Raw genomic sequence first — 10,615 nt, 5'->3', positions numbered from 1 at the left:
GGTCCGGAAAAGCCTGTCGTTCAGCCGCAAGCAGGCCCATCTGGAGATGCTCGTGTGGCTCTTCATCCACCGCTACAACGCCTCATTACCATGACCCCACGACCCGACCAGGGCTGTGGGACGCTCACAATGCCTGCCGCCCGCTTGCGCTTGAATGCGCGTCATGTCGACCACGGACCTGATCACCGCCTACTACGCCGCCTTCAACGCCGGGAATGCCGCCGGGATGCTGGACCTGCTGACGGACGATGTCGTCCACGACATCAACGAGGGCGAACGGCAGGCGGGCCGTGAGGCGTTCCGCGCGTTCCTGGCACGCATGGACGCGCACTACCGGGAGCAGGCGCGCGACGTGGTCGTCATGACGAACGCGGACGGGTCGCGCGCCGCGGCGGAATTCGTGATTCACGGCGAGTACCTGAAGACGGACGAGGGCCTGCCGGAAGCGCACGGTCAGACGTACGTGCTGCCGGTCGGGGCGTTCTTCGAGGTGCGCGGCGGGCGGATCGCGCGCGTCACGAACCTGTACAACCTGATGGACTGGTCCCGGCAGGTCGCGGGCCAGTGACGCGCCCGCTGCCCGCGCACCTGAGCGTGGACGTGCTGAGCGGCGCGGCCCTCGCGGACGCCATCCCGGAACTGTCGCGGCTGCGCGTGGAGGTGTTCCGGGCGTTCCCGTACCTTTACGAGGGCGACCCGGCGTACGAGACGCGCTACCTGCGCGGGTACCTGGAGACGCCGCAGAGCGCCGTGGTGCTGGTGCGCGACCTGAGCAGACCGCCGGGTCAGCAGGTGGTCGGGGCGAGCAGCGCCCTGCCGCTCGCGGCGGAGCTGCCGGAACTGCGCGCCCCGTGGGAGGCGGCGGGCCTGGACGTGGGGCGCGTGTGGTACCTCGCGGAGAGCGTCCTGCGGCCCGAGTACCGCGGGCAGGGGATCGGCGTGCAGTTCTTTCGTGAGCGGGAGCGGGTGGGGCGCGAGCTGGGCTTCACGCTCGCCGCGTTCTGCGCGGTGGACCGCCCGGACACGCACCCGCGCCGCCCCGCCGACTTCGTGCCGCTCGACGCGTTCTGGACGCACCGGGGGTACACGCGGCGCCCGGACCTGCGCGCCCTGCTGTCGTGGCAGGACCTCGACGAGACGCAGGAAAGCCCGAAACCCATGACGTTCTGGCTCAGGGAGCTGCCGTGACCACCATCGATCTCGCGGCCGCCGCGTACCCCTGTCATCAGTTCACGCACTGGGACGAGTACGAGGCCACCCTCAGCGCCTTCGTCGCGGCGGGCGTGGCGGGCGGCGCGCGCCTGCTGCTGCTGCCGGAGTACGCCAGCCTGGAACTCGTGAGCCTGCTCCCCGAAGGCGTCTGGAACGACGTCCGGGCGCAGCGGCCCCTCATGCAGCGCTTCCTGCCGGGCATGCTGGACCTGCACGCGCGCCTCGCGCGGCAGCACGGCATCTACCTCGTGGCGGCCAGCTACCCCACCGAGGCGGCCGCCGGGCACTACGTGAACCGCGCGTACTTCTTCTCTCCGGACGGCACTCACCAGTATCAGGACAAGCAGCTCATGACCCGCTTCGAGGCCGAGGAGTGGGGCATCGAGCCGGGCGAGGGCCTGCAGGTCTTCTCGACGGAACTGGGCGTGCTCGGCATCAACATCTGCTACGACTCGGAGTTCCCGCACCTCGCGCAGGCGCAGGCGGCCGCCGGGATGGAGGTGCTGCTCGTGCCGAGCTTCACCGGCAGCGCGCACGGGTACACCCGCGTGCGGGTCGGCGCGATGGCGCGCGCGCTGGAAGGGCAGATCTACGCCGTGCACGCCCCCTTCCTGGCCGACGCGGGCTGGACGTACGCCATCGAGACGGCTGTCGGTGCGCCCGCCATCTACGCGCCCGCCGATCCCGGCTCGGGCGACACGCCGAACACTCTGCCTGCCAGCGGCATCGTGGCCGAGGGCGGCATGAACACGCCCGGCTGGCTGCACCGCACCCTCGACCTCGCCGTGACGGCCGAAGTCCGGCGGGACGGGCACGTCCTGAACGCCCGCGACCGGCACGCCGCCGCCGCCCGCGCGAGCGGCCCGGTCGGCACGGTGAAACTGTAAAAACGGCGTGAACCTGTCGTCAGCCGAGCGTCGTCTCCACGATGCCCGGCAGCAGGAAGTACAGGTTCCGCCCCAGCGCCCCGTCAAAGTGTGCCTTGAGCGCCAGCTGCGCCCGCCACTTCCCCAGCAGCTGCGGGGTGAACCCGTACCGCAGGGCGATGTCGACCAGGCGTTTCTCCATCACACAGCAGCCTTCCGGCAGGGCCAGCAGGTCACACAGCTGAATCAGGCGGTCCTCCTCGGTGTACTGCGCGGCCAGCAGCAGCGCCTCCAGCCGCCCGAACTCCTGCGCCGTGCCGTCCCACGCGCCGATCAGTTCGTCCACCCGCTGCCCGGGGAAACTGTGCGTCAGCGCGATCCTGGCCGCGTCCGCGTACCCGAGGCGCATCAGGTGATCGTGCCCGTCGAGGATGTGCCGGTCCGCGTTCGGGCCGGTACGCCGCCCGATGTCGTGCAGCAGGCCCAGCACGTACGCCCGCTCCGGATCGAGGTGCGGGTGGTGCTCGGCGATCACGCGGGCCGCGAGCGCCACGTTGCGGGTGTGCGGCACCCACCGGCCGGGATTCATGGCCTCGGCGTCCAGCAGAAGGGCCTCGGCCGTCTGAAGGTCGGGAACGGTCACGCCACCCAGTGTGGCACACGTCCCGCCCGGCTGAGCACCGGATCAGGGGTGGATCTCAGTCCTCAGTCCCGGGAACGTGGCCCGAAGGTCGCCCGCCAGCTGCCGCAGCCCCCACGCCTCGCTGCGGCGGTGGCCGACGGCGATCACACCCAGCCCGAGCTGCCGCGCCGCAGCGAGCGCGCCGGGCCGCAGCTGCCCGGTGACGTACACCCGCGCGCCCTCGGCAGCCACGGCGGTCAGCAGTTCGGGCCGCATGGCATTCATGAGGGCGAGCCGGGTCACGTCCGGCCGTTCCGGCGGGACGAGCGCCTCGGAGCCGCCGAACTCGGCTTCCAGGGCCGTCACCAGTTCCGGCCAGGTGGCCTGCGGGGGCGTGGCGAGCAGCCCGGCGGCCCGTGGAAGGGTCACGGCGCGCACGTCCTGCCACCCGAGGGCGCGTGCGAGCGGCCAGTTCTCGCCGGTGGTGAGGGCCGCGTCGAACCCGTCGTGCGAGGTCAGGCGTGGCACGTGCGCCCACCCCGGCGTCACGTGGCGGGAGCGGTGCAGCCACACGGCGTCCGTGCCGGGCGGGTCCGGCAGGTCACCCGGCTCCAGGGCCAGGGCGAGGTTCGTGACCGGCGTGAGCGGGTCGCCGTGCAGGTCCGCGTCCGGTCCGAGGTGACCGCGCAGCCACGCGTGCAGGTCGCCGAGCGTGACGGTCACGCCGTGAGGCCCGGTCATCCGACGTTGGCAGGCGCGGGCTCGATGCCGGTCGCCCACAGCTCCGTGCCGCGCACCTCCAGCCGCACGCGCGGGAGCGGCAGGTGCGCCTTGCCGAACACGGCCTCGCCGTCCTGCTGCGGGTCGAACACGCTGTAGTGGCAGGGGCAGCCGAGGTACGGGTGCTGTCTCGCCGGGTCGGTCGGGCGGTAGTTGAAGGAGAAGGCGAGCACTTCCGTGTCGCGCACGAGGTTGACGGTGCAGCCCAGGTGCGTGCAGACGCGCGAGTACGCCGCGTAGTGCCGTCCGTTCACCTGCACGCTGCCGATGGTCGCGGCGGGCAGGCGCAGCAGCGTGCAGGGGCGCGCGGCGTACGTGAACGGCGTCTCGCTCCACTCGGCCTTCAGGGCGGCGAGGGCCGCGACGCGCTGCGCGGGCGCGGCCGTGTAGCGCGGCTGGCCGGGCACGCTCTTGCGGCTGACGCGGGCGGCGTACAGGCCGAGGCCCGCGAAGGCCGCGCCGGTCAGGCCGACCGGCAGCAGCCACCAGCGTTCCAGCAGCGCGCGGCGGGTCGGCATCTACTTCTGCCAGCCTTCCACGAGTGCCAGGAGTGCCGTGAGGTTCCGGCCGGTGATCTGCGGGAAGGCGGGCATGGTGCCCTTGCCGTTGCGGACGACGGCGGCCAGGGTGTCTCGCGTGAGGCCCGCCATGCGGAGGCTGGGGCCGATGCCGCCGTTGCCGCCCGCGCCGTGACAGCTGGCGCAGTTCGCGGCGAAGGTGCTGAGGCCCGGATCGCTGGTGTTCTGGCGGGCGCGCAGCGCGGCGATCATGTCGTCCGCGTCGCGGCCCTGCGGGTTCAGGCTGCGGTAGCGTTCCAGGGCCGTCAGGGCGAGCGTGTCCTGCCCGTAGCGGGAGAGCGCGAAGCCCAGCAGCAGCTGGCTTTCCGGGTCGTTCGGTGCGAGCTGCGCGGCGGTCCGGATGAGCAGGAACGCCTGATCGTTCGGCTTGGCGGTCTGGCCGTTCTGGTCGTCACGGGTGAGCAGGATGATGCCCAGCCGCCGGAGTGCTTCCGGCTGGCGCGGGTCCTGCTTCAGGGCGGCGGCGTACGCGCTGGCCGCCTGATCGTACTGCCCGGCGTCGAAGGCGGCCTTGCCCCACGCGAGCTCGTCGCGGACGCGGCCGCTCTGCCGGGCGCGCTGCGCGAGGCCGGGCAGCTGCAGGGCGGTCTTCACGGTCTGCGCCTCGCTGCCGTTCAGGCCGCCCAGCTGCCAGCGCGGAATGAACGTGAAGGCCCCCACCGCCACCAGCACGGCGGCCAGCGCGAGCCCGCCCCACAGGAGCGGCGCGGGCAGCGACCCTTTCGGGGCGGGCGGCATGCCGTCCAGCTGCCGCAGGAGGCGCGCGGCGCGCCCCTCGAGTTCCGGACGGCGGCCCTCCTGCGCGTCCGGCAGGGACCGCAGTTCGCCGAACAGCCGGTCGCGTTCCTGCTCCAGCTGCCCGCGCTCCAGCGCGTCCGGGTCGCTCACGCGGCCACGCAGGGGCGCCAGGACGAGCAGGACGGCCGCCACCAGCATCAGGCCCAGCAGGGTGAGGCTCAGGGCGGCCGTCACGGCTGCCTCCGTCCGGCCTCGGCACGCACCTGCGCGAGGTACGCGTCGGGCGTGTCGTCGCCCGGGTCGTCCGCGAGGGGGCCCGCGTCCGGCGTGGGGGCTGCCTGCCGTTCGCGGGCGCGCAGGTACGACAGCAGCCACGCGCCGCCCAGCACGGCCGCCACGACCGGCCCCGCCCACAGCAGCAGGTTCACGCCGCGCCGGGGCGGGTCGAGCAGCACCGTGTCCCCGTACCGCTGCGCGAAGTACGTGGTGATCTGGTCGTCGCTGCGGCCTGCCGCCACCTGCCCGCGCAGGTCACGCAGCATCGACTGGCTCAGGTCGCTGGGACTCTCGGTGATGGGGAGGCCCTGGCAGACGGGGCAGCGGATGGTGCGCCCGACGGCCTGCGCGCGAGCCTCCTGCACGGCCGTGAGGGCCGGTCCGGCCGCCGGGGCCTGCTGCTCCTGGGCCGCCTGCGTCTGCCCGGCCGTCCGTGTCTGAGTGGCCTGCACCTGAGCAGTCTGCGGCGTCTGCACTGACTGCTGTGCCTGCACAGTGCCCAGGGTGGCCCCGGCGGTCAGCCACAGCAGGCCGCACAGCGCGAGCCGCACGGTCACCCGCCCTGCACGTGCAGGGGCCTGCCGGGCGACGGCGCTCAAAACGCGACCCCGATCTTCGTCAGGCCCGCCTGCAGCCGCTCGCGCGTCAGGCCACCCTGATCGTACCCGCGCACCATGCCGCCTTTGTCGATGAAGAACGTCTCCGGCACGCCGCTCACCCCGTACGTGATGGCGGTGTTCAGGTTCGGGTCGAGCAGGCTCGGGTACGCCAGCGCGTACTCCTGCACGAAGGACCGCACGGACTTCAGGTCCTTGTCGGAGAACACCACGCCCACCACGGCCAGCCCGTTCGCGCTCTGCTTCTCGGACAGGTCACGCAGCAGCGGCGCCTCGTCCCGGCACGGCACGCACCACGACGCCCAGAAGTTCAGCACGACGGGCCGACCCTTCAGGGACGCGAGGCTCACGCGGCCCCCGTCGATCGTCTGCAGCGTGAAGTCCGGCGCGGCCTTCCCGACGAGCGGCCCGCCGTCCTGCGTGCCGTTGCCGCGCAGCAGGCCCACCCCGAGCGCCGCGACGAGCACCGCCGCGAGCACGGGCGGCACGAACCGCCGCCACGCGGGCGTGGGCGCAGGCGGAGAGGCAGGGGCGGAGGGCGAGGAAGGAGAGTCAGTCATGGTCGTTCCTTGGATTGACGCGCCGCAGCGGGACGCGGCGGAGTGGGGGAGGGGAGAGCCGCCCGCAGCCAGGAGGCGGCCGGGACAGCCGGGACCGGATTCAGTCGGCCGCGACGGCGCCCGCCGGGACCGGGCGGCGCGCCGCGAGGCGCGGCTGCACCAGCGTCAGGCCCGCGCCCGCCACGATGATCAGCATGCCCACCCAGATCCAAGACACGAGCGGCGACGAGATCAGACGCACGCTCGCCCAGCCGTTCTTCGGGTCGAGATTGGTCGTCACGAGGTACGTGTCCCCGAACACCCCGTACCGCACGGCAGGCGTCGGGTACAGGGTGTTGCCGCCCTGCACGTACAGGTTGCTGCGCGGCGTGTACGTCTGCCCGTCGAGCGTCACGGTCGCGATGGCGGAACTGCCGTACGCGTACTCCCGGCGCTCCAGGCCCTGCAGGACGGCCGTGTGCCCCATCAGCTGCATGGGCTGCCCGCGCGTGAGCGTCACCTCGGCACTCGACTTGAACGCGCCGCTGAACGCCACGCCGAGCGCCAGCACCACCAGGCCCGCGTGCGCCGTGTACGCCCCGTACCGGCGCGGCTGCTCGCGCAGCAGGGCCGGAAAGCTCCCGCGTTCCCGCGCGGCCCGGCCCGTCAGCACGGCCAGCCCCGCAATGTTGTACGCGGCGAGCGCCACGGTCAGCAGCACGCCCGGCGAGCGCAGCCCGAACAGCAGGCCCACCAGCAGCGCCAGCACGCCCGCCCCGCCCGGCACGCGCAGCGCCATCAGCAGGCGCTCGCCCGCCGCGCGCCGCCACGGCAGGAGCGGCCCGACCCCCATCAGGAACAGCAGCGCCAGCCCCAGCGGAATGGCGAACGCGTCGAAGAACGGCGCGCCCACACTGGTCTTCTTGCCGGTCGCGGCCTCCACCAGCACCGGGAACAGCGTGCCCAGCAGCACCATCGCGCTGAACACCAGGAACAGCCAGTTGCCGGTCAGGAAGGCACTCTCGCGGCTCAGGACGGCGCTCGGCTCACCCTCGTCCCGCAGGTACGGGCTGCGCCACGCGGCGAGCGCGATGCCCGCCACCAGCAGGAACGCCAGGAAGCCCAGGAACACCGCGCCGACCGGCCCGTTGCTGAAGGCGTGCACGCTCTGCACGATGCCGCTGCGGTTCAGGAACGTGCCCAGCACCGTGCTGCTGTACGCCAGCACGATCAGCCAGATGTTCCACGCCTTCAGCTGACGGCGACGCTCCTGAATCTGCAGGCTGTGCAGGAACGCCGTGGTCAGCAGCCACGGAATGAAGCTGGCGTTCTCGACCGGGTCCCACGCCCAGTACCCGCCCCAGCCGAGCGTCTCGTAACTCCACCAGCCGCCCGCCACGATCGCCGCCGTCAGGAACAGCCACGCCGTCAGGGTCCAGCGGCGCGTGACCGCGATCCAGTGCTCCGACAGCCGCCCCGTCACTAGGGCCGCCACCGCGTACGCGAACGGCACGCTCAGGCCCACGAAGCCCAGGTACAGCAGCACCGGGTGCACCGCCATCATCCAGTGGTTCTGCAGCGCCGGGTTCGGCCCGGCACCGTCCGACGGGACCTGCGCGAGCGGCGTGAACGGACTCGCGATGCCTGCCACGACCCCCACGAAGAACAGCAGCGACACGAACATCGCGCCGAGCGCCCACGGGCGCAGCGCATCACGCCTGAGCGTGAGGCTCAGCACGAACGCGTACAGCGACAGAATCCACGCCCACAGCAGGATGCTGCCCTCCAGCGCCGCCCACAGCGTCGTGACCTTCACCCAGGTGGGCGACACGCGCATCGAGTGCGCCGCCACGTACCGCACCGAGAAGTCGTCCCGCAGCAGCGCGACCTCCAGCACCAGCACCGACAGCGTCAGGAACCCGAACACCGCCCACACGCTGCGGCGCGCACCCTCGGTCGCGCGCGGATCGTGCCGCACGCCGCCCATCACGGCCAGCCACAGGCCCACCAGCGTGAACAGCAGCGCGCCCAGCAGACCGATCTCGCCGAGCGTCCCGAGGGCGCTCGCCTGGAAGGACAGCAGGTTCAGCATCATGACCTCCGGCCGTCAAGCCGCGCCAGTCTGCGCGGCGTCATTTCGTATCCTTGAGCATGCTCTTGATGTCGGCCTGCGAGGTCGGCACGCGGTACTCCTCGGAGTGCTTCACGAGCAGCTCGTTCGCCACGAACACCCCGGCGGGCGTGAACGCGCCGCGCACCACCACGCCCTGATTCTCCTTGAAGAGGTCACTCACGGCCCCCTGGTACTGCACCGGGTAACTCGCGCCGTAATCCGTGACGGTGAAGTTCAGTTTCAGGGACTGCCGGTCGTACTTCGCGCCGCGCACCAGCCCGCCCAGACGGATGGTGCGGCCCACGTACTGCTCGCTCTGCGCCTTGTACTCGGTGGGCGTCACGAAGTACTCCAGGCTGCGGCTCAGGTTCCCGAACACGATGAAGCCCAGCAGCAGCAGCAGTGCCGCGCCGCCCAACAGCACCGGCAGCGGACTGCGCCTGCGGCGCCGCGCCTGCGGCAGCATGGTGGGCGAGGTCGTCACTTCCGGCCCTGCTCCCGCTGCTCCTGCCGCAACCGCAGCCACAGCCACCCCAGGTACCCGAACAGCACCGCGAACGTCACCACGTAACTCACGATCACGTACCCGCTGAACTTATCCACGTGCCGTCACCGCCCCCAGCGTCTCGAACTCGCGCTCCTCGCGCTCCTCCTGCAGCAACGCGATCTTGCCGCGCACGCGCAGCAGGTACACGTACAGCACCGTGAACGCCACCGTCATGACCGCCAGCGCGATCCCGTACGCCGGGGACGCCGCGAACCCCACGCTGCCGAGCAGCTTCAGCGTCTGCGTCTGGTGAATGCCGCGCCACCACTCCACCGCCATGTAGTTCACCGGCACGTACAGCGTCCCCACGATCCCGATGACCGCCGACACGCGCGCCCGCCGCTCCGGCTCCTCGATCAGCGAGCGGACCAGCAGGTACCCGCCGTAGATCACGAGGCTCAGGGCAGTGGTCGTCAGGCGCGGCTCCCACACCCAGTACGCGCCCCACGTCGGCTTGGCCCACAGCATCCCCACGATGATCGTGGCGACCGTGAACATCAGCCCCATCTCGGCACTGCTCATGCTCAGCCGGTCAAAGCGCCGCTGACGCGTCACGAGATACAGCAGCCCGAACAGGCCCGTCCCGCCGTACGCGAGGTAACTGAGCCACGCGGCCGGCACGTGAATGAACAGGATCCGCACCAGCGTTCCCTGATTCACGTCCGGCGGAGAAGTGAGACCGACATACAGCCCGACGAGCATCAGCACCAGCGTCAACACGCCGAGCGCCGGCGTCAGGCGATCCGATTTGGCTTGCGTTGTGGACAACGTCATGATTCATTCTCTCCCGGCGGCGCGTGCCAGACCGTGAGGCGTCTTTCTGGCTGTCCCGATTCACGCCGCGATGCCCCAATCATGCCGTCCGGACGCGTGAGGAACAAGGATGAGAGTCCCGGATGACTGCGGCCCGGACTCCACTCCGGGCACGTCCTCGCCGCACTGCCCGGCCCTGCTTTCTACTGGCGGCCGGAAGGTATCGGTCCGGTAGTCATACGATTTTGAGCTGAACTTTTGGAGTTCAGCCGAGCGACGCGAGCACCAACGAGTACGGTTTTGAGGAGGTGGAAGCGGGCGAGCGTCCTGCAGGGCGCTGTTTTGCCCAAGAAGGGATGTCGGTGCTGTTCCCGGCATCCCTGGAATCGGATCAAAACCGTACTCGTTGGTCCCTGGACTGTGGGAAGTCATAGACGGTGACACTCAGGCCGTGGGCGACCAGTTCCTCTTCGACGATCTGCTCGATGACCTGCCAGTCACCGCCTGCCAGCCCCGCACCGATGCGCGGCATGTGGATGCTCGCCCCCTGGCGCTGGGCCTCGGTCTTAACGCGCCCCAATCCCTCCCGGATGGCCTCATATCGTACCGGTGGCCGGTCCTGCGCCTGACCCTTGCGGGCGATGTCGTGCTGACCGATCAGGTTGGCGACCATCAGGTCCGGCGTGACCGTCACGAATTGCACCTGTCCCAGTTCGAACGGCAGGTCCTCCCGCCCGGCCGCCCAGGCCTTGTAGCGGCGTTCTGGCTCTGTGTGGCGCTGGCTCAGGCCTAGCACGAAGCCCCGGCCCCAGGCCCCGATGTCGTTGCAGACGTGGACCAGCAGTTTCGGCCCCGGTCCTTGCGGCAGGGTGGCATCGGCTTCGAGGTACCGAAGAGACATGATCCCGAGTGTAGATCACACGGGTCCGGGTAGACGTCCGGGGTGTAGATGGGTTCGGTCCGGTCAGGGGCGG

14 protein-coding genes are annotated in these 10,615 nt (G+C 71.2%); 3 read left to right on the top strand and 11 right to left on the bottom strand.

Annotated features, from left to right (window positions below):
* Positions 1 to 163: 163 nt before the first annotated feature.
* The 3 genes from IEY33_RS15770 to IEY33_RS15760 are packed head-to-tail and all read left to right on the top strand — an operon-like array spanning position 164 to position 2,099.
* Positions 164 to 568 carry a ketosteroid isomerase-related protein gene (locus IEY33_RS15770; RefSeq protein ID WP_188964236.1) on the top strand — a complete coding sequence of 135 codons (405 nt, stop codon included), beginning with the start codon at positions 164 to 166 and terminating at the stop codon, positions 566 to 568.
* Entirely contained in the window at positions 565 to 1,188 is a 624-nt protein-coding gene (locus IEY33_RS15765) for a GNAT family N-acetyltransferase (RefSeq protein WP_229671073.1), read from the top strand. The genes IEY33_RS15770 and IEY33_RS15765 overlap by 4 nt, the downstream gene beginning before the upstream one ends.
* Positions 1,185 to 2,099, top strand: coding sequence for a carbon-nitrogen hydrolase family protein (locus tag IEY33_RS15760; RefSeq protein ID WP_188964235.1), 915 nt, complete (start codon positions 1,185 to 1,187; stop codon positions 2,097 to 2,099). Before IEY33_RS15765 ends, IEY33_RS15760 begins: the two co-directional genes overlap by 4 nt.
* Positions 2,100 to 2,118: 19 nt before the next feature.
* Here IEY33_RS15760 and IEY33_RS15755 read toward each other — a convergent pair whose 3' ends face one another.
* From IEY33_RS15755 to IEY33_RS15705, 11 genes are all read right to left on the bottom strand, one after another.
* A complete protein-coding gene (locus IEY33_RS15755) occupies positions 2,119 to 2,721 on the bottom strand; it encodes an HD domain-containing protein (RefSeq protein WP_229671072.1) in 603 nt (200 codons plus the stop codon).
* Between the two features lie 42 nt (positions 2,722 to 2,763).
* On the bottom strand, positions 2,764 to 3,441 hold the full coding sequence (locus IEY33_RS15750; RefSeq protein WP_188964234.1) for a Nif3-like dinuclear metal center hexameric protein: 678 nt from the start codon (positions 3,439 to 3,441) through the stop codon (positions 2,764 to 2,766).
* The gene (locus tag IEY33_RS15745; protein WP_188964233.1) at positions 3,438 to 3,998 is read right to left on the bottom strand and encodes a QcrA and Rieske domain-containing protein; all 561 of its coding nucleotides are present in this window, start codon (positions 3,996 to 3,998) and stop codon (positions 3,438 to 3,440) included. The genes IEY33_RS15750 and IEY33_RS15745 overlap by 4 nt, the downstream gene beginning before the upstream one ends.
* A complete protein-coding gene (locus tag IEY33_RS15740) occupies positions 3,999 to 5,030 on the bottom strand; it encodes a c-type cytochrome (protein ID WP_229671071.1) in 1,032 nt (343 codons plus the stop codon).
* Positions 5,027 to 5,524: a cytochrome c-type biogenesis protein gene (locus IEY33_RS15735; protein WP_188964232.1), complete on the bottom strand. Its 498-nt coding sequence runs from the start codon at positions 5,522 to 5,524 to the stop codon at positions 5,027 to 5,029. The genes IEY33_RS15740 and IEY33_RS15735 overlap by 4 nt, the downstream gene beginning before the upstream one ends.
* 143 nt (positions 5,525 to 5,667) lie before the next feature.
* Positions 5,668 to 6,249, bottom strand: a complete 582-nt coding sequence (locus IEY33_RS15730) for a TlpA family protein disulfide reductase (protein WP_188964231.1) — start codon at positions 6,247 to 6,249, stop codon at positions 5,668 to 5,670.
* Positions 6,250 to 6,349: 100 nt separating this feature from the next.
* Positions 6,350 to 8,320: a heme lyase CcmF/NrfE family subunit gene (locus IEY33_RS15725; RefSeq protein WP_188964251.1), complete on the bottom strand. Its 1,971-nt coding sequence runs from the start codon at positions 8,318 to 8,320 to the stop codon at positions 6,350 to 6,352.
* A gap of 40 nt (positions 8,321 to 8,360) precedes the next feature.
* The gene (gene ccmE, locus IEY33_RS15720; protein ID WP_306415620.1) at positions 8,361 to 8,825 is read right to left on the bottom strand and encodes a cytochrome c maturation protein CcmE; all 465 of its coding nucleotides are present in this window, start codon (positions 8,823 to 8,825) and stop codon (positions 8,361 to 8,363) included.
* Positions 8,822 to 8,944, bottom strand: coding sequence for a heme exporter protein CcmD (gene ccmD / locus IEY33_RS15715; protein WP_188964230.1), 123 nt, complete (start codon positions 8,942 to 8,944; stop codon positions 8,822 to 8,824). Before ccmD ends, ccmE begins: the two co-directional genes overlap by 4 nt.
* Positions 8,937 to 9,662 carry a cytochrome c biogenesis protein CcsA gene (ccsA, locus tag IEY33_RS15710; protein WP_188964229.1) on the bottom strand — a complete coding sequence of 242 codons (726 nt, stop codon included), beginning with the start codon at positions 9,660 to 9,662 and terminating at the stop codon, positions 8,937 to 8,939. Before ccsA ends, ccmD begins: the two co-directional genes overlap by 8 nt.
* 370 nt (positions 9,663 to 10,032) lie before the next feature.
* Positions 10,033 to 10,542: a macro domain-containing protein gene (locus IEY33_RS15705; protein WP_188964228.1), complete on the bottom strand. Its 510-nt coding sequence runs from the start codon at positions 10,540 to 10,542 to the stop codon at positions 10,033 to 10,035.
* Positions 10,543 to 10,615: the final 73 nt, after the last annotated feature.

The sequence above is a fragment of the Deinococcus aquiradiocola genome (genome assembly GCF_014646915.1).
Taxonomy (GTDB): Bacteria; Deinococcota; Deinococci; order Deinococcales; family Deinococcaceae; genus Deinococcus; species Deinococcus aquiradiocola.
This window is presented reverse-complemented; position numbering and strand designations above follow the sequence as displayed.

What these genes read in the sequence shown, in the direction of transcription:
- IEY33_RS15725 (WP_188964251.1), bottom strand. Translation starts at nt 8,320, where the DNA reads ATGCTGAACCTGCTGTCCTTCCAGGCGAGCGCCCTCGGGACGCTCGGC.
- IEY33_RS15730 (WP_188964231.1), bottom strand. Translation starts at nt 6,249, where the DNA reads ATGACTGACTCTCCTTCCTCGCCCTCCGCCCCTGCCTCTCCGCCTGCG.
- IEY33_RS15705 (WP_188964228.1), bottom strand. Translation starts at nt 10,542, where the DNA reads ATGTCTCTTCGGTACCTCGAAGCCGATGCCACCCTGCCGCAAGGACCG.
- ccsA (WP_188964229.1), bottom strand. Translation starts at nt 9,662, where the DNA reads ATGACGTTGTCCACAACGCAAGCCAAATCGGATCGCCTGACGCCGGCG.
- IEY33_RS15750 (WP_188964234.1), bottom strand. Translation starts at nt 3,441, where the DNA reads ATGACCGGGCCTCACGGCGTGACCGTCACGCTCGGCGACCTGCACGCG.
- IEY33_RS15770 (WP_188964236.1), top strand. Translation starts at nt 164, where the DNA reads ATGTCGACCACGGACCTGATCACCGCCTACTACGCCGCCTTCAACGCC.
- IEY33_RS15745 (WP_188964233.1), bottom strand. Translation starts at nt 3,998, where the DNA reads ATGCCGACCCGCCGCGCGCTGCTGGAACGCTGGTGGCTGCTGCCGGTC.